This is a genomic window from Chryseobacterium potabilaquae (genome assembly GCF_902728265.1).
Taxonomy (GTDB): Bacteria; Bacteroidota; Bacteroidia; order Flavobacteriales; family Weeksellaceae; genus Chryseobacterium; species Chryseobacterium potabilaquae.
Window position 1 is genome coordinate 40,793 of sequence record NZ_CACVBR010000001.1, and the last position, 19,683, is coordinate 60,475.

11 protein-coding genes are annotated in these 19,683 nt (G+C 32.9%); all 11 read right to left on the reverse strand.

All coding sequences use genetic code 11. The features are described from left to right. Nucleotides 1-107: 107 nt before the first annotated feature. Nucleotides 108-1,133, reverse strand: coding sequence for a hypothetical protein (locus CHRY9293_RS00210; RefSeq protein ID WP_162031064.1), 1,026 nt, complete (start codon nt 1,131-1,133; stop codon nt 108-110). Nucleotides 1,134-1,337: 204 nt separating this feature from the next. Further along, the gene (locus CHRY9293_RS00215) at nt 1,338-2,366 is read right to left on the reverse strand and encodes a hypothetical protein (RefSeq protein WP_162031065.1); all 1,029 of its coding nucleotides are present in this window, start codon (nt 2,364-2,366) and stop codon (nt 1,338-1,340) included. 71 nt (nt 2,367-2,437) lie between these two features. Then, the gene (locus CHRY9293_RS00220) at nt 2,438-3,469 is read right to left on the reverse strand and encodes a hypothetical protein (protein ID WP_162031066.1); all 1,032 of its coding nucleotides are present in this window, start codon (nt 3,467-3,469) and stop codon (nt 2,438-2,440) included. 414 nt (nt 3,470-3,883) lie between these two features. Then, nucleotides 3,884-5,551 carry a gliding motility-associated ABC transporter substrate-binding protein GldG gene (gene gldG, locus CHRY9293_RS00225; protein ID WP_162031067.1) on the reverse strand — a complete coding sequence of 556 codons (1,668 nt, stop codon included), beginning with the start codon at nt 5,549-5,551 and terminating at the stop codon, nt 3,884-3,886. A 4-nt stretch (nt 5,552-5,555) separates the two neighbouring features. Beyond that, entirely contained in the window at nt 5,556-6,284 is a 729-nt protein-coding gene (locus CHRY9293_RS00230; protein WP_162031068.1) for an ABC transporter permease, read from the reverse strand. 84 nt (nt 6,285-6,368) lie between these two features. Next, nucleotides 6,369-6,923, reverse strand: coding sequence for a CopD family protein (locus tag CHRY9293_RS00235; protein WP_162031069.1), 555 nt, complete (start codon nt 6,921-6,923; stop codon nt 6,369-6,371). An 85-nt stretch (nt 6,924-7,008) separates the two neighbouring features. Next, on the reverse strand, nt 7,009-8,205 hold the full coding sequence (gene kbl / locus CHRY9293_RS00240; protein WP_162031070.1) for a glycine C-acetyltransferase: 1,197 nt from the start codon (nt 8,203-8,205) through the stop codon (nt 7,009-7,011). 146 nt (nt 8,206-8,351) lie between these two features. Then, nucleotides 8,352-10,277, reverse strand: coding sequence for a M1 family aminopeptidase (locus CHRY9293_RS00245; protein WP_162031071.1), 1,926 nt, complete (start codon nt 10,275-10,277; stop codon nt 8,352-8,354). A gap of 81 nt (nt 10,278-10,358) precedes the next feature. Beyond that, nucleotides 10,359-11,831, reverse strand: coding sequence for a D-alanyl-D-alanine carboxypeptidase/D-alanyl-D-alanine endopeptidase (dacB, locus tag CHRY9293_RS00250; protein WP_162031235.1), 1,473 nt, complete (start codon nt 11,829-11,831; stop codon nt 10,359-10,361). Nucleotides 11,832-11,993: 162 nt separating this feature from the next. Continuing rightward, nucleotides 11,994-14,441 carry a replication restart helicase PriA gene (gene priA / locus CHRY9293_RS00255; RefSeq protein WP_162031072.1) on the reverse strand — a complete coding sequence of 816 codons (2,448 nt, stop codon included), beginning with the start codon at nt 14,439-14,441 and terminating at the stop codon, nt 11,994-11,996. A 282-nt stretch (nt 14,442-14,723) separates the two neighbouring features. Then, nucleotides 14,724-18,917 carry a GEVED domain-containing protein gene (locus CHRY9293_RS00260; RefSeq protein WP_162031073.1) on the reverse strand — a complete coding sequence of 1,398 codons (4,194 nt, stop codon included), beginning with the start codon at nt 18,915-18,917 and terminating at the stop codon, nt 14,724-14,726. Nucleotides 18,918-19,683 lie beyond the last annotated feature (766 nt).

Here is a 19,683-nt window from a genome sequence, read left to right on the forward strand (position 1 = left end):
CTATAATTAAAAAAAATTCCGACTTATTATGAGTCGGAATTTTTACAGTTATTTAGATGTATGATCGTTATAAAACAGGAATACAATTATTTATTCTTGATAATTTTCTAATTTAGATTGAATACTTCTTTTATACTAGGGGCTCTTTCATTCATTTGAAGTTCTTTTACAAAAACCTTTACATCTGTATATAATTCTTGTGAAATTGTTCCTACTTGCTGTTTTTTCTTACCTTGAAGAAGAATATCAGCAGGAACCCCTAGAAAATAGCTCCCTTCAATGGGCTGAGAGTAATTTAAAGCAATATTCCCCGTAATGGATAGAGGAATTTCATATCGTATTTCTCTCTTTTTCATTGTTTGAATCATATAAATGGCTATTTTCTTATTGGCCGGAATACTGTATGAAATTTTCTCCGTCAATTTTTGGGCTTCTCTTGTTTCAACAGAACTTCCATTTTTATTTTCTAATCCAATTTCTGTATTGATATCCTGTCCCCATATTCCTAACTTAGCTCCTACCTTAAGTCCCACATTTACTTCTATTGTATTTTTAACCACAGATTCCTGGGTGTATTCGATAGATTTTTCATAGTTAGGATTTCCTGATGTCCCAGCTGTTACTTCAGTTCCACTCATGAGTACTTTTACATCATTTTTTTTCAGATTTTTTATAGGTGTAATAATAGGATCACCTGTTTCAATATATGCCCACCATCCGTATTGATCTGCAAGATTTGATTTCGAATATGCCCTAGAAGTTTTGTAATCATTAATAGTAACTCCGTCTATAGCACCTCCATTTCTCATCTTTTCACGAACCATAGTTATTATTTTCTGTTCACTGAGGCCTAGCTCTACCAAATGCGATGAAGTAATTTTTTCCTTAACATGCCCAAAATTATAGCTACTTCTTGCAGCATTATCTTTTCCAGGAAATGTGGCAATTAATTTCAGGTCATTATCTTTTATGAATTCCTCAAAATCCTTTTCATTAACTATCAAATTGGAATCAGAAGATTTTGTATTGAGTGAAGTAGCTATATTATTTTCATCTTCCATATTATCCGTCTTACACGCAACAAATAGTAAGATAACTGATATATAACCAGTGATATATTTTATTTTTATCATAAAGAATGTTTTTTTGTGCTGCAAATATAATTGGAAATCAACAAATTAGAATCCTTCTAAATAATGATAGATATCATAACCGTTTTAATAAAATTTAACATTTAATTCATATAAATGTTAAATAATAAATATCAACAATACAAAATATAAAATCTTCATTAAAATAAATGAAGATTTTAAAAAATTTATATCTAAAACCAAATATTATTGCTTTAAATTAAATACACTCTTAATATCCGGTGCCTTTTCATTAAGATCTAACTCTTTAACAAATACCTTCACATCACTATACAATTGTGCGGATATAGTTCCTGTCTGCTTTTTTCTCATTTTTTCAAAAATAGTATCGGCACTATATTCATTAAAATATCCCAAACCTTCTATTGGTTTAGAATAGTTGATTCCAATTCTACCTGTTATGGAAACAGGAACTTCATATTTAATGCTATTCTTTTTAATGGTTTGAACCATGTAGATGGCAATTTTCTTATTAGCCGGAATGCTATATGAAATCTTCTCAATAAACTTATGAGTATCTTTGGTTTCCGAACTTACCCCATTTTTATTTTTGAGTTCCACTTCGGCATTAAAACCCATACCGTAAATTCCAAATGCAGTACTTGTTGTCACTCCAACATTCCTATATATTGATTTTGTAAGAACTGATTCCTGAGTATATTCAATAGATTTTTCATAATTCGGATTTCCTGAAGTCCCAGCCGTCACTTCTGTTCCACTCATAATCACCTTTACTTCATCCGGATCACTACTATTAACAGGAGTAATGATAGGAGCTCCCGTTTCTATATAGGTCCACCACCCATATTTTTCAGCTAAATTAAATTCTGAATATGCTCTAGCTGTTGTATAATCATTAATAGTTACGCCATCGATATTCTCGTTATGAAATGCATTTTGACGTACTAAGCCTAATATTCTTTCATCATTTAGCCCCATCTCTTTTACCTGAACAGCGGTCATTTTCTCTTTAATATGAGTAAATGTAAAAGCCCCGTCATTTTTTTCTGCACTCTTTTTCATAGGAAAAGTAGCAATCAGTTTCAGTCCTTTATCTTTTGTAAATTGATCAAAAGCTTTTGCGTTGACTCTCCCATTTGATTGAGCTTCTGATGGATAGTGAGCTTGATCTTCAAAATTAGTATCTTCTGTTCTACATGATGTCAATAATAAAGCTAAAGATAAATAAGTTAAGAAATAATTTGTTTTTATCATAGATGTAATTTTCAATAAAACCTTACTTTCGGCAAGTAAGGTTAAAAATGATATAGGATATATTTGTTATATTATTTCTTTATACCAAACACTTCTTTAATATCAGGAGCTTTTTCATTCAAATTTAATTCTTTAACAAATACCTTTACATCAGCAAACAGCTCTTGAGAAATAGTCCCAACCTGCTTCATATCCAAATCACGGAAAAATGCTTCTGCCATAAATGACTTAAAATAAGATCCATCAATAAGGGTGTTATAATTTATCCCTATTGCACCACTAAAAAATACAGGAACTTTATATTCTATTTCCCTCTTTTTAATAGTTTGAATCATGTAGATTGCTATTTTCTTATTAGCAGGAATACTATAGGAAATTTTTTCTGTTAATTTGTGTGTATCCTTTGTTTCTGTTGTCCTTGAATTCTTATTATCTAATGAAATTTCTGCCTTAAATCCTTGACCATATATTCCAAATTCGGTTCCGGTTTTTAATCCCGCATTAACATCTATCGTCTTTCTTAGAATCGACTCTTGAACATATTCAATAGATTTTTCATAATTAGGATTTCCCGACGTTCCCGCCACTACCTCAGTTCCGCTCATGATTACTTTCACATCATCCATAGCGCTGCTATTAACCGACGAGATTATAGGATTTCCTGTCTCAATATAGGTCCACCATCCATATTTCTCTGCCAAATTATAGGGTTCATAACCTCTAGATGTTCTATAATTATTAATATTTACTCCGTCGATATATAAAGCATGATCTGCATCTTCTCTAGCAATATCCATTATCCTCTCCTCTGTAAGCCCTAATTCCGTCAAGTGCTCAGGAGTCACTTTTTCTTTAATGGTACTGAAAGTAAAATTACCATCCGTAGCCTTTGCACTTTCTGTGTTCTTCATAGGAAAAGATGCTATTAATTTAAGCCCCTTGTTTTTTGCAAATTGTTCAAAACTCTTTGCTCCTACTATTAAATCGGATTTTACGTCTGCAGAATTTTCAATTCTATTTTCATGGTCAGAATCATCAGTTCTACATGATGTTAGTAATAAAGCTACAGATAGACACCCCACCAAGTAATTTGTTTTTATCATAAAATGTAAATTTTTTGTGATGCAAATGTAGTATTATAATTACAATTTAGAATAAAATCAAATAATGACAGATATCATAATAAAATCACAATGATATTTATCATAAACCAATAAAATAATCAAAATAAAGCAGTAAAATAAAGAAAAACAACAATAATACAAAAGACAAGTTATTTATTAAAATTTAAAAAATAGTTTTTCTTATTAACCAATATATGCAATGCATAATTAATTATCCTTTAATTATTAGTACTAAAAGTATTATATACATGCATTAATAAAAGTAATTTCAGCTTAATTTGAGAAGATACAGAGCTTTTAAATATCTTAACATCCCTAATCTGATTCCGATTTAAAAAAATATCATCTAAATAAAAAAGAGAAACCTCTATGATTTCTCTTTTTTAAACTTTTTTATCCAAATTTTCTTTTCCGCAACCAGAAGAAGCATCCTCCAAAAGCTCCTATAATGAGCAAAGGAAATAATAAATTAAACCATTGCCAGTTATTTTTTTCTTCAGTAATTCTTTGCCGGTCAAGAAGTCGTTCTTCAATATTTCTATTTCTCAGTTCCATTAGATTACTATCATCTAATAGATAATCCAATGCATTTCTTAAAAATTGCTCATTACCAAATTGTTCATTGGTCAATAAATCAGTACCTAAAGGTAACGGCTCTCCCTTTATTACTTTATTTCTTCCTACATCCCCATCAGCAATCACAATCATTTTATTCTCCGAACTCTGCCCTTTAAAACCAGGATACGATTTCCTTTCAATTCTCGATGCATAAGCAGAACTAAATTTTCCCTCCAAAGCAACTGCATAAATTTTCGGAGTACTTGGTTTTTCCATTTTCCCCAAACTATCTACACTTGCAATTTCTTTTAGATCAACATAATTAGGAACTTGTTTTAATAAAGTTCTCTCACTTGATTCAAAAAGAATTCTAGTTTTTATATTTTTTCTTCCTAAAGTATCTATTGATGTAGGAAATTCAAACTTTACAGGATTGATATTTTTTGTAATAGGATTATGATCTTCTGCAATTCCTAGCGGAAAATAAGGCCAAGGAAGACTGGTATATTGAGGATTCCCCCCTACTTCGCCAGTAACAAGCCTTAATAATGCAAATTTTTTCACATCTTTTACCAATGCTGGATTAATTCTAATTCCATAATTGAAAAAGAAATCTGTCATATTAATATCAATAGGAAAAGGCATTAATTTTTTCGCCCTAGTTAATGTATCCATTTCAGCATTCACAGCATCAATCATCCAAAGTGTTTTCCCACCATTCATAATATACTGGTCTAAAATAACTTTCTCCCCATCAGTAAAAGCTTTTCTAGGCTTAGCAATAACTAAAGCATTCATTTGTTTTAAAGCAGGAACATCAGCCAACGTCAATTCAATCTGATTTTTAGGAATAATAGGCCCTGCATCGTAACTTTCTAAAGCTAGATGCATAAACCCTTGGAATTCGTCAGGGCTTAATTCATCTTGATTGACCAAAACTCCAATTTTCTTTCTCTTATCCGCAGTAATATTTTTAATATTGGATACTAGATTATATTCTAAATTTTCGATAGACTTGATAAGTTGTTGATCCGCATCAATCCCTGTTTGCTGAACTACCAATGGAATAGAAACACCTCTTTCTTTATATTTTACGACGGCATACGGGAATAAATAAATTTGTGAAACTTTCCCATCTTTTATATCTGGTAACACAGAAGGTTGCATTCCCATTGCCATTAATGTATCTTGAGACATTTTGGATTTTATGGGATCAATAAATTTAAAATCTATTTTTGGATTGATTTTTCTGAAATTATCCAGCATAAACCTTGTTTCCGATTGAAGTTGCTTAAAACTTGCCGGAAAATCCCCTTCTAGATACACTTCAACTGTCAAAGGTTTTTTAATTGATTCCAATATTTTGATTGTATTATCGGAAAGCGTATATCTTTTTTCTTTTGTCAAATCCCATCTAATTCCCGATAGCAATAAGATGATAACTAGGGGAATGATAACAAAAAGCAAAATTCCTAACGGTGATTTAAATGAAATCTTCTTCATAATTTTACTTTTTTTTATTGATAAAATGATTGGATAATAGTAAGGTAGTACCAATGATAAAAACAAAGTAAGCAAGATCCTTAGCATCTATAAGCCCTCTTGTAAATCCTAGGAAATGTTGATAAAAACCTAAATTCTGTAAAATAAAGTCAGCTCCCCCTAACAGTTTGTAACTAGCCAACTGTTCTACTCCAAAATACATAATAAAACACATAAAGACACCTACCAGATACGCCATAATTTGATTTTGAGAAATAGAAGACGCTAAAATCCCTATTCCTGAAAATGCAGCGATTAAAATAATGAGACCTATATAACTTCCAAAAGTCATCCCAAAATCAATATTTCCTTCAGGAACCCCCAACACATACACTGTATAGAAATAAATTAATGAAGGGATCAAACATAATATTCCCACCAACCATACGGAAAAAAACTTTCCCAGCACTAAACTATGTATATGTAATGGTTGAGAAAAAAGCCAATGTAAAGTACCTGTTTGCTGCTCTTCGGCAAAAGTTTTCATGGAAAGTGCCGGAACAATAAACATAAGAAGCCATGGAACCAATACAAAATAGCTTTGCAGGGAAGCCAAGCCAATCTCAAAAATATTAGAATCGTTTTCGAAAAAAAATAGAAATAAGGTAGTAATGAGACTAAAAGCAGCAATAATTAGCCATGCACTCCAGTTCCCAAAATAGCTCCAAAGCTCTTTTTTTAAAATTGCAAACATGTATTTTTAGTTATGATATAAATTATAAGTTACTGAAAAGCTATTTAAAACATTATACTAGCCTCTATATAATTCATCATTTATTTATAGGTTATTTTTTCTTTTTTTATTAACCAATTTTACGGTTACCATAATCAGGAATACTAATACGAAAAAGCCACTAATTAATTGCCACCAATATTCAATCACTGCTGATTTTAAAATGACAGTAAAAACGACAAGGAATAAAATAAAAGTAGCAATTTCATTACTTTGTCTTAATTTCACATTGGCAATCTCAAGAGATTTTCCATCTAACCCTTTAATTTGAAGTACTTTCTTCCAACACCAATAATGATAGATAGCCAGTCCTATAAGAAAAGTCAGCTTCAGATGAAACCAAGGAGTTTTCATAAGACCTGTATTTAAGAATATCATCGTTAGACCGCATATTGTCATAATAATTCCTGCAGGAACCGTAATAATATTCCACAATCTTCCTGCCATGAAAACATATTGCTCTCTTAAGATCTTTTTCTTTTCTTCTGAAAATTCATCTGTATCCTTATAATAAACGAAAATCCTTACCAGATAAAAAATCCCCGCAAAATAGCTTACCATAAAAATGATATGTAGAGCCTTTATTATTGTATATAGCATTTTAAAATTTATTTATTATAATATCTTCAAAAATATTTTTTGGTATTGTAAATTAGCGAGTCACGAAAATACAATATACTTCTCATTAAACAATTACTCCAAGCTCTTTACCCACTTTTTCAAATGCAGCAATTGCTTTATCAACATGTTCTCTCGTATGTCCCGCAGAAAGCTGAACTCTAATTCTTGCTTTTCCTTTAGGCACTACAGGATAGAAAAAACCGATTACATAAATCCCTTCATCCATTAATTTTTCCGCCATTTTTTGAGAAAGAGGAGCATCATAAAGCATAACAGGCACAATTGCAGCATCTCCATCAGGAATATCAAAACCTTTTGTTTTCATCTGGGTTCTAAAATATTCAGCATTTTCCATTACTTTATCACGAAGTGAAGTATCTTCTGAAATCATATCTATAACCTTCAAGGCAGCTCCTACGATTCCCGGAGCCAAAGAATTAGAAAATAAATAAGGTCTTGAACGTTGTCTCAACATATCAATGATTTCTTTTTTACCTGAAGTGAATCCACCTAAAGCACCACCTAAAGCTTTTCCTAAAGTAGAGGTAATAATATCTACTCTTCCCATTACCTCATTAGCTTCATGGGTTCCACGACCTGTTTTTCCTATAAAACCAGTGGCATGAGAGTCATCCACCATTACTAATGCATCATATTTATCTGCTAAATCACAAACACCTTTAAGGTTTGCCACTATTCCATCCATTGAAAAAACACCGTCAGTAACAATAATCTTGAAGCGATGGTTCTTTTCTGAAGCAGCAATGAGCTGTGCTTCAAGATCTGCCATATCATTATTTTTATAACGATATCTGGCCGACTTACAAAGACGCACACCATCAATAATGGAAGCGTGATTTAATTCATCAGAAATAATCGCATCTTCTTCCGTAAACAAAGGTTCAAAGACACCTCCGTTTGCATCAAAGCAAGCTGCATATAGGATTGTATCTTCCAGGCCTAAAAAATCAGCAATCTTCTTTTCTAGTTCTTTATGAATATCCTGAGTTCCACAAATAAAACGCACCGAAGACATTCCGTATCCATGAGATTCTATCATATCTTGAGAGGCTTTCATCACTTCAGGATTATTTGACAATCCTAAATAATTATTAGCACAAAAATTTAAAAGCTTTTTCCCATTAGCTTCAATTTCCGCACTTTGTTGAGAAGTAATAATTCTTTCTTTTTTATAAAGTCCATCATTCTCAATATTTTGAAGTTCATTTTGTAAGTTTTCAAGATACTTTTTAGAAATCATTTTTCTTAATTTTTTGATGCGCTAATTTAGTAAAAAGGTAGTAAAATATTGTATTTAATGATTTTTATTCTAAAAATTAGTTCAAAATAATAATACAAAAGCGGACTATAATAGCCCGCTTTTGTATTATTTGATTTTCAATATTTTTAATGTTTTAAAAACTTAATATTTTTATCCTTGATCGTTAAAATATAAGTCCCAGGAGTCAATTCAGAAATATCAATTGGTTTATTAGGTTGATATATACTTTTTCTAATTAATTTACCATCCATAAAATAAATCATAAACTCAATCGGTTTTTTTATTCCTTTTACATATAATTCGTTTTTAGCCGGATTTGGATATAAAGAAAAATCATCAACACTAAACTCTTTTGTACTCAATGTATTATCTTGGTTCACTTGAGAATCTTTTTCCAGGATCTGAAGTTCATAATTAAATTCTACACTTGATACTGGAAAAGATACCGATTCTGTAAAAAATTGATCGTTAATGGTATTATTCAGTGCAAAATAAGCGACTTCACCATTCGTTCCATTCACTTTTATAGGAAGAGGCATTTCAAAAAAGCTTACAGAAGAGTGACTTTGTGTTTGAGAAACTTTAAATGTAATTTGATTTCCAGCCTGTTTCCATTTTATATCATACGTAGGATATCCTTGTCCATAGATCCAGTCATTGAAAAATTCTGTAAAATCCTTCCCCGTTGATTGCAATAAAGAATTATTTAAATCGGTTGTTTTTGCATAATTATACGCTAAATTAGGTCTTGCATGATAATCTTTAATTGCCTGATAAAATGTGGTATCCCCTAAAATCCATTTAATCATTCGAACAACATATCCCCCTTTGGAATAAGTTAACCTTCCGCTAAAGATAGTTCCAATATTTCCTAAGTCTGCATCTGATACATAGGTACTCCCTCCCGGAGCGCTCGTAATATAATTCTTTTCAGAAGCAAGATAATTCATGAATTCTGAATTGGTCATCAATAATTTTTCATTAGACAAATGTTCTCCAAACGTGGCAAATCCTTCATTAAGCCAGATATCATTCCATGCACCACAAGTAACTTTATCTCCAAACCATTGATGAGCAAGCTCATGTGCAATGACTCTTTTTCCCCAAGAACTCATAGAAGACATTGTTTGATGCTCCATACAAGTCCCATTATAATGAAACTCCATGTGCCCATATTTTTCATCCCTAAAAGGATAAAGTCCAAAATAGCTTTCGAAAGTTTCCATTACCTGTTTTGTCCAGTTAATATTAGCCATCAATCCTGGATCATTGGCAGTCGAGGGATACAAATAGTTTACAAAAGGAAATGGTGGATTACCTATTGTATCATTTAATTTAACAAAATTAGTAATCGACAGAGCAATTAAATAGGCAGGTGTGGGATACATCGTTCTCCAGAAAGTTAATTTTTGGCCACTTGGAAGTATCGTTTCCGACATAAATTTTCCGTTAGCAGCGACACTATATTGAGATGGAGTCGTAATTTTAAAATCAAATCGATCGATTTTATCATTCATACTTTGTTTTGTAGGAAACCAATCCTGTGCTCCATAGGGTTCATTCAAGGTGGCTAATGTAAGAACTCCACTTTGAGAACCTGTAGAGAATGCACCATTATTTGTAGGAGGCTGCCCTGAGTAATGAATCGTTAAAGAATCTGTAACATTGGCGGGTAGGCTTGAGGGAAAATCTATTTTTAGCTCTTTGGTAGGCAATTGTTCAAAAACAAGGTCAACTCCATGATACTGAACCTGAGAAACCGTTAATGGATTAGCAAGATCAAAATAAATACTCCCCATACTTTGGTTGGGCTTAAAATGTGATGTTACTTTACCGGAAATATTATAATCAGCAGGATCTAGACTTACATCCATTCTTTGATATTGTAAATCATAATTTAATGTATTCGGATTAATATTATAGGCTACCATTCTTGCCGCATATGATTTCTGCTCTTTTAAAATTAAATCCTTCTTTTCTACATTTTCACTTTGGCCGTACAATTGGTAAAAACCACAAATACTCAGTACTACGAAATAGATCTTTTTCATATTGAAACAATTTTTCCAAATATAAAAAAAACCTCTTAATAAGCATTAAAAGGTTTTCTTATATTATTGAAATAAAATATTTTATAGATCTAGCGCTGGTTCTAGAATTTTTTCCATCCTTTTCTTTACCATATCTACAGATCCTGAATAATCATTAACCATCAGAGAAAAAACCAATGTTTTTCCAGAATTAGTTTTCATATACCCCGCAAGAGTTTTCACCTTGTTTAGTGTTCCTGTTTTAGCAAAAACCTGTCCATTACCTGTGTAATTAAACATTCTTTTTAATGTTCCGGATTGTCCTCCCACTGGTAATGATGAAAAATAAGTTTTATAATATTTTTCTCCCATTAAAGACGTTAAAAACTTGACTTGAGAAATTGGCGTCACATTATTACCCCTTGAAAGTCCACTTCCATCCATATAGTTAAGTCCCATCATATCAAATCCTTGGTCCTTTAAATGGTTTGTTACCACTATTCTACCTGATTCGGAAGTTTGATCTCCTAATCTCTGAAAACCTACTGTTTTAAGTAATGCCTCTGCAAGAGAATTGTCACTATGCTGATTTGTATAATAAATAATATCTGCTAATGTGGGAGATTTATAGATAGAAATCATTTTTCTAGCATCAACAGCAGTCTCTATCATTTTTGGAGTTACTTTTCCACTAACAGATATCCCATTCTTTACTAACGATGTTCTGAATGCATTTGCTAAATAAGCAGGTGCATCAGGTAATTTTGTCGTTACTATACCATCCCCTTCATATTTATCTGCATATACTACTTGATTTATATAAGGTGAAACATAAAAATATTTATTCTCTTCAGAAAAATTGTTTTTATGTTTTACAATCAATTTTTCATTTTCAGGATTAATATCACGAGTAGTTCCTACAGGTAAATAGTAATTATTCTTTTCTAACCAAACAATATTTTCTGGAAGTTTTGAAATATTACCTTTAAAAAGTGCGGTTTGAATAATAATATCACCATTTACTTTTTTGATTCCTTCTCTAGAAAGCCCGTTTATATAGTCTGTAATAATCTCTCTATATGACCATGCTCCCGCTTTATTAGTTCCTAAAGATGGGTCTCCACTTCCTACAATATAAAGATTTCCATTTAAAGTTCCATTTTCATCAATACTACCAGAATATTCCAATTGCGTCATCCAACGATAATTCTCACCTAAAAGGTTTAAAGCCGTCTCTGTAGTGAGTAGTTTGGTTGTAGAAGCTGGGATTAGGGCCGTATTTTCATTATATGACGAAATCACCTTTTGTGTTTTCGGATCATAAACAACAAATCCCCAATTTGCATTTTTCAAAACTGGATCAGCCATCATAGTGTTTACATTGATATCTACAAGTTCTTTTGCCGATAAAACAGTTTTCTCCACTGTAGAACTAATGGGAGAAGGTAAGTTTAAATTACTTTTTTGATTATCATAAGATTGGGAAAATAAAACTGTAGAGACGGTAGATTGGGCAAGTATAAAACCTGTAGCCAAAACCGTAATGCCTGAAATATATTTTCTGAATTTTATCATGTATTTTTTCATTTTCTTACAGTTTGGATAATATAAAGGAGAACTGGTTAAAGATCATATATTAAATATCCAACCCTGTAAATAACGTCCAAAAGTAAAAATTATTGTTATAAGGCACTTTACCAAGGGTTTATAAAAGACTATAAAGTTTGTTAAAAATTGTTAAAAGTCGACAAAAACGCTCTTTTTAATGCTTTGATAGGCTGTAATTTCTTTAAACTCTTTTAGACTTATGATTACTTTATCCTTGAATATTTCATAATTTTTTCCTCTCGGCAGCTTTATAAGTATCTGAAACTGATATAAATTATTAAGCTTTGCAATTTGTGCTCTTTCCGGGCCTAAAACACATTCTTCCGGAAGGTATTTACGTAAAACCGAACCTAAAAATTGAGAAGCTCGATTTACTTTATCCTCTCTTCTATGCTTAAGTTCTATCATAATCAGCTTAGTAAAAGGTGGATAGTGAAACTTTTGTCTTTCTGTAAGAATATATTTGTAGATTTTGGTAGGATTATTTATTTTGATTAACTGAAATACAGAATGTTCAGGATTATATGTCTGGATGAGCACTTTTCCATTTCCGGAAACTCTTCCTGCTCTTCCTGAGACCTGGGTAATGAGTTGATAAGCTCTTTCTTCCGCCCTAAAATCTTGAATATATAATAAAGAATCTGCTTTAGGAATGGCTACCAATTCAATATGATCAAAATCTAATCCTTTTGAAATCATTTGGGTTCCTACTACAATATCCGTTTCTTGATTTTCAATTTTTTCGTAAAGTTTTTCATAAGCAAACTTCTTTCGCATCGAATCAATATCCATTCTATCGACCTCATTATCTGGAAATATTTTAGAAACTTCTTCATGTATTTGCTCTACTCCGACCCCTCTTTCATTTAAGTTTTCCGAATAGCACTTTGGACAAGTCTTGGGTTTGGAAGCCCGTTGTCCACAATAATGACATTTCATTTCATTTGCCATTTTATGATAGGTCATTACTACATCACAATTAGAACAATAGTTTACATATCCACAGGTTTCACATTCTACTACATTGGCATAACCACGGCGGTTATGGAGTATAAGAGTCTGCTCTTTATTATCAATCTTTTTTTTGATTTCTTCAATTAATTTAAAAGAAAAATTTCCGGATACATTTTTAGAATCCTGAGCTTCTTTGAAATTGATAATTTCATATTCAGGGACATTCACATTTCTAAATCTTTCATTCAGAAAAACATATTTCATTTTATCTTTCCTGGCTCTGTAATAGCTTTCAACCGATGGCGTTGCAGAGCCAAGTATAATTCTTGCGTCATAAAAATCGCCCAATATTAAGGCTGAATCCTTAGCATTAAAATAAGGGGATACTTCTCTTGGTTTATAAGCAGAATCATGCTCTTCATCTACAATTATCAATCCTAAATTTTGAAAGGGTAAAAACAAAGAATTTCTAGTTCCTATAAGGATTTTAATATGATTTTGTTTAATTCTCCTCCATACTTCTACTCTTTCAAAATCAGTGAGTTTTTGGTGATAAAAGCCCAGCTGACGACCATATTTTTTTTCTAACCGTTGGGTAATCTGCTTAGTAAGAGAAATTTCAGGAAGTAAAAACAATACATTTTTGCCATTATTGATACATTCTTCAATTTTTTCCAAATAAATATGCGTCTTCCCTGAGGAAGTTATTCCATGGAGAAGAACATTTTTTCGTTCTTCAAAGGCTTCATCAATTTCTTTTTTTGCTATCTTCTGCGATTCCGACAATTCTTCAATCTCTTCAATCTCTCCATCATAGCTTTCCAATCTATCTTTTTGAATATAATACTCTTCAACAAAGTTTTTCTCGGCTAACGCTTTAAAGTGTGAACTTGAAAAATATCCATCCTCAAAGAGTTCAGATTTTTTAATTATTCCTTGCGGATTTTCTGTTTGTTTTTCTAAAATATGAAGAAATAATTCTTTTTGTTTACGAGCCTTATTTAATTTTAAAAGAATTTCTGTCAGATTCTGATTGCTTATGACTTCTTCATTTATTTTAACATAGGCCACTTCTTTTACCTTATATTTTTCGGAAACTTTTTCATCAATCTCAATATATTGAAGATCAATCAAAGAATTAATGGTTTTAACGATCTCTCTTTTTGGAATAAACGCTTCAATATCGGTAAGATTAATAAGCTGTCGAACTTCCAATGCCTGAATCAAATACATCTCGTGTACATCTAGATTCTCGAAATCAATTTTTATATTAGGCCTCAGCTTCAAGTAAGTTTCACTTTCAAGTTTGAGTGAAGAAGGAAATGCGAAACGATAAATTTCCCCCAAGCTGCATAAATAATAATTTGAGAGCCAATTCCAGAAATCAATTTGCTCTTTTGGAACAATCGGATTGTCATCCAAAATATTAATAACCTCTTTTGCAATGAAATTTTCCGGTGCCTGATTATGCAAATCAAAAACAATTCCCGTATAAATTTTTTTGCCTCCGAAAGGAACCAAAACACGCATTCCAATCTGAATTTCACGTATCATCTCATCTGGAACTTTATACGTAAAAGATCCTTCTAAATTTAATGGTAAAACAATTTGAGCGTACTGCAAGGCAATTTTTTAAAACGTAAAATTAAAATTTTCTAAACAGAACTGCAATTATTTCTATGAGCTTGTTTGAACTTATCTAAAATGGTCTTATTGATATAAATTTAGCTAAGGAAAATTCCATGCAAATATGCCTCATCATAATACAATATAAAAAATGGTCGGAATTTATTCCGACCATTGCTTGTATCAAAAATCCACCTTTTGGACATTATTAACCATTTTTTGCTATCTAAAAGCCTCTCAAAAGTCACCATATGATTTTTTGAAGCCGTTTTTCACTATTTAATCTGGACAAGTTTGCTTTTCAATACAATACCATCCCAATGTAGTTCCTCCATCATTGGATGTATACATTTTTAAACATTGATTAGTCGTATCATATACCATCATACCTTCCACAAAGTTAGATGGAGAAATACCAATTGGATTACCAGAAATATCAAAAGCCACTCTATTCGGTACAAAACCTTTGGTTTTAGATTCTAAAGCAGTCCATGCCCCTTTTCGAACCATTGGCCAATTATCTCCATTGGCTCCTGCTCTTCCCAAAGCTGTAATCCCTAATTTAGTATCTAAGGTTAATCCAGTGGTAGCAGCAGGCTTATAACAAAAATCATCAGGAGAAATACTACTACAAATATTGTTATACATGTCCAAGATATCCTGATCAGACTGCAAAGTATTTGTCACCCTAATATATGCCACATTTGTAGGAGATTGTTCAAGAGGAGCCTGAATATCATCTTTAATAAAAATAAAGTTTCCTGATGAAGTCAATTGATAGGTTCCTGAAGCATCATTATAGCCCGATGCCAATACTCCGTTGATATACACTTTCACATATCCAGTCGCTCCATTTCTTGTAAGAGTTAACAATACATACTCCGTTCCTGAATTGATCAAAAGGTTATTTCCTACATTTCCATTAGGATAGAAATTTAAATTATCTCCCGTTCTATAAATTCCAGCATCTAATATATTATCCTTTACATCAATAATCCTAACATAATTACGCACGATAGGTTCGTATGGGTTAAATTTAAAATAAATACTAACACTATAATCATTATATAAATTACCTGGACCAAAATTAAATCTTAGTCCCGCATTTCTAGCAACATAGTACACATTTCTATTAACATTACATGGCGTAACATTATCGTGAATGAAGGCATTCGAATTGTATTCCGTATTGTAAGCAACAGGAACTAATGCTGTGGTATTGTCTTTATCTACCAAATCATCCGTTAATAGAAACTCTTTATCAATAATATCCCCTACATTATGAACATCTACTAAAATCTGATAATCTTCAACTTCACCAAAAGGAGTCGTAGAAGCATTTGTGCTATTAGCGCTAGAGGTAGCCCCATTACCAATACTTCTCTCATCAAGAGTAGCTCCTCCAGAAGCAACCGTTGTAAAATCCTGAAGGTTTTGATCCGAGAGTCTTAATCTTAAATAAATATTTGGCGTTCCAGAGGCAATCTGAGATATTTGAGCAGCTGTCCAATTTAGGCTTAATAAATAATGCCCTCCGCTTAACGTAGTAGTAGTTTCCGCTGCTTCTCCTACTTGAAATCGCCCATCGCCATTGAGATCGAGCCATCCATACAAGTGTTTTGTCCCGTTTAAAGAAGTCGGAATATTTACCGGTACAGTAAGACTAAAGGCAAATCCTGTATTGATTGAAATAAATGATGGTTGTAATGCATCTTCATCAACTAATCCTATTGCGTTATCACCCGTCGTATTATTTTGATTAGAAGAAATTACTGAAGCAGGTGTAGTTTCAAAATCTATAAGAGATCCTAAGGTAAATCCTGTAAGTGGGGCATGTACTGCAGGTAATGGATTATTATCTTTATCGTTTTCGAAAGACGCAGGAGCATCTCCATATTCATAGGTATTCACCACCTCAATTTGATAATCTTCTACCTCACCATCTGAAGGAGCCGAGTGATTCGTAGCATTTCCCGTTGAAGTTGCTCCATTACCAATACTCCTTTCATCTAAAATAGCTCCTCCTGTAGCTACCGTAGTAAAGTCATTCAAAGATCTATCAGAGAGTCGTAATCTCATATACAACTTATTTGCACTGGCGACTATTGTGGCTGTTTGAGCAGCCGTCCACGTAAGGGCTTGCATACTGTTTCCTGAGGTTGAAAATGTATTAGTAGCTACTTCTTCTACCTGAAATTTCCCATCATCATTGAAATCAATCCAACCATATAGATACTTGGTACCTGAAGGGTTAGCAACAGGAAAATTTAAAACATAAGAAACTCCCTTTCTGATTTGGTTCAAGGAAACATCTATGGCATCCTCTTCCAAACCATCTCCATTCGCACCATTGTTGTCTGCGCCAGCCGCTACACTATGAGGAGTCGGTTCAACACCAGGAACTATATTTCCTAAGGATAGTCCCGCAAGTGAAATATGACCTGCAGGTACAAAGTTTCCCTCTTTATCATTATCATAAGAAACCGGTACATCGCCATAATCATAAAAATCTACAGGAAGCTGATAGTCTTCCACTTCACCAAAAGGAGGAATAGCAGCATTCGCGCTATTAGAACTGGATGTTGCCCCATTACCAATACTTCTCTCATCCAGCGTTGCTCCTCCTGTTGCCACCGTAGTAAAATCTTGTAAATCCAAATTGGATAATCGTAATCTTAAATAGATGCTAGGAGTACCAAAAGCAATCTGATTGGTTTGAGCAGCAGTCCATGTGAGCTGAACATTACCTGAAGTAGTAGCAATAGTCGTAGCTACCTCTCCAGCCTGAAAACGACCGTCTCCATTGAGATCTAGCCAGCCATATAAATATTTGGTACCTGTTAAAGAACTTGGTATGCTTACCGGCACCGAAAGATGAAATGGTACTCCATGACTCACACTTTCTAAAGAAGTTAAAGCATCTTCATCCGCTAATCCCACTGCATTATCACCAGCAATATTATTTTCATTGGGAGAAGTGACTGATGCCGGATTTGATTCAAAATCTATAAGAGACCCTAAGGTAAATCCTGTCAAAGGAGCATGCATTCCAGGTAATGGATTACTGTCCTTATCATTCTCAAAAGAAACAGGAAGATCCCCATATTCGTAAGTATTCACGACTTCAATTTGATAATCTTCTACTTCACCATTCGCAGGGGTCACATAATCGGTAGGATCATTGGTCGAGGTTGCTCCACTACCAATACTTCTTTCATCAAGAGTTGCTCCTCCTGTTGCCACTGTAGTAAAATCATTCAAAGATCTATCAGAGAGTCTTAATCTCATATACAGCTTATTCGCACCTGAAGCTATTGTCGCAGTTTGAACAGCTGTCCAAGTAAGAGTTTGGGTACTGCTTCCTGAGGTTGAAAATGAAATACTCGCAAATTCTTCGGCCTGAAACTTTCCATCATTATTAAAATCTATCCAACCATATAGGTATTTAGTACCAGAAGGATTAGTAACAGGAACACTTAAAACATAAGATACTCCTTTCCTGATTTGGTTCAAGGAAACATCTATAGCGTCCTCTTCCAAACCATCTCCATTTGTCCCATTATTATCCGCACCATCAGCTACACTGTGAGGAGTGAGCTCGGTACTGGGAAGTAGGCTTCCAAGAGACAATCCGGTAAGCACTGTATGGGCAGCAGGAACATACACACCATCCTTCGTAAAATCATAAAGGGTCGGGGTATCTCCGTAATCAAATATAGCTGAGGTTACACTAGCCCAGCTTCTTCCTACATTGATCCCATCAACCTCAAGAGTAGGAGCATTTGATGCATTTCCCTGGTAAAGAAAAGCATACGTTAACGAACCTACATCACCTATAGCTGGAGCTGTTACAATATCAGCGGTAACAGGCTCTGAAGCAAGGGAAGGATTGACATATAATTTTATCTCATCATTCTGAGCTCCCGTAACAAACTCATATTTAAGAACCAACATAATATTGGTATTAAAAGGTCGTACGGTGGTTTCGTATTCCGCAGAAGCCGCTGTTTTTCCAACTCCGAAGCTGAAACCAATACCATTTGAGCGGATATACACACTGGCATTAGGACCAGAAGCTCCTAATGCAAAAAAGAAATCACCTATAGCCTGAGCTTGGGATACATTAACGATCAGGGAAGAATAGACTCCCGGATTAGAGACATCTAAAGAAGCAGAGGTAAAAGAATGGTATACATCCTGTCCACTACTACTTAAACTTACCTTACTTCCGATATTATTTGAGATCGTATTCGGATAAGTAAGATTGCCATTCGCAACAATCACGGAAGGGCTTCCTCCTGCTTGTTGGGACCAATGGGCATTAGTCAACAAAGTTCCCGAAGGGTAATTGAAGCTTTCTGTGAGAAGAGTCTGAGCCTCAGCTCTTCCCATCAAAACTGTTATCACAAAAGAAACAGTCAGACAGAAGCTCCGGATACCGGGATCTAAAAAATTGTATTGTAATATTTTCATGGAAAATTAGTATTAGTATATATGTTTAGTTATTCTACTCTATACCATTCATAGCCTATAAATCAGAGCATTAACATGAAAGGGTAATATGGGACTGATATTAGGATAATACCTCGAACATATTAATAAACTAGAAGGTAGTATGAATATCTTACTATATGGATGATCAAAAACGGAATACCAGCTTTGTTGGGCTTCTATCAGAAGAAGCTTTCTCAAAAAGGAAAAAACAATTATTTTTTCTTTCATTATATACAAGGTTAGTTTTGGAAGAAATAAAAACGTTTTCAATAAAGTCACGAAAAATCCTGTCGCTTCTTTATTAGAAACAATAATTAATACAGACTATATTTTCTGTATCTATGTAAAATGATTATTTTATCAACAAATACCTACCTATCCTGAAAGTCGATTGTAATATATTTTCATCATTTTATTTCTTTATGTATTTAGAATATTATCATACTCCTTATTTACCATAAGCTCAAAAGAGATATCAATAAAATTGGAATCTTAATATATGTAAATATACGTCATGTATGATATTTTGCCTTCTAAGAGATATAGATTTATAATTAATAAAATTCGAAATACTATTTACTTATACATAATGAAAATATTACATACTAAACATAATTAATAATATAAAATTAAGTTTTTATCATTCTTTTGTTTTTCTAATATATAATTTATTAATATCAAGCCTGCTTATACTCTTATCAAATCATAAACTTGTTAAAGAGTTTAAGCAGGCTTAATATATTAA

Excerpts from the sequence above, each read along its gene's own strand:
- CHRY9293_RS00220 (WP_162031066.1), bottom strand. The coding sequence starts at position 3,469 with ATGATAAAAACAAATTACTTGGTGGGGTGTCTATCTGTAGCTTTATTA.
- CHRY9293_RS00260 (WP_162031073.1), bottom strand. The coding sequence starts at position 18,917 with ATGAAAATATTACAATACAATTTTTTAGATCCCGGTATCCGGAGCTTC.
- gldG (WP_162031067.1), bottom strand. The coding sequence starts at position 5,551 with ATGAAGAAGATTTCATTTAAATCACCGTTAGGAATTTTGCTTTTTGTT.
- CHRY9293_RS00215 (WP_162031065.1), bottom strand. The coding sequence starts at position 2,366 with ATGATAAAAACAAATTATTTCTTAACTTATTTATCTTTAGCTTTATTA.
- CHRY9293_RS00245 (WP_162031071.1), bottom strand. The coding sequence starts at position 10,277 with ATGAAAAAGATCTATTTCGTAGTACTGAGTATTTGTGGTTTTTACCAA.
- CHRY9293_RS00235 (WP_162031069.1), bottom strand. The coding sequence starts at position 6,923 with ATGCTATATACAATAATAAAGGCTCTACATATCATTTTTATGGTAAGC.
- dacB (WP_162031235.1), bottom strand. The coding sequence starts at position 11,831 with ATGATAAAATTCAGAAAATATATTTCAGGCATTACGGTTTTGGCTACA.
- kbl (WP_162031070.1), bottom strand. The coding sequence starts at position 8,205 with ATGATTTCTAAAAAGTATCTTGAAAACTTACAAAATGAACTTCAAAAT.
- CHRY9293_RS00230 (WP_162031068.1), bottom strand. The coding sequence starts at position 6,284 with ATGTTTGCAATTTTAAAAAAAGAGCTTTGGAGCTATTTTGGGAACTGG.
- CHRY9293_RS00210 (WP_162031064.1), bottom strand. The coding sequence starts at position 1,133 with ATGATAAAAATAAAATATATCACTGGTTATATATCAGTTATCTTACTA.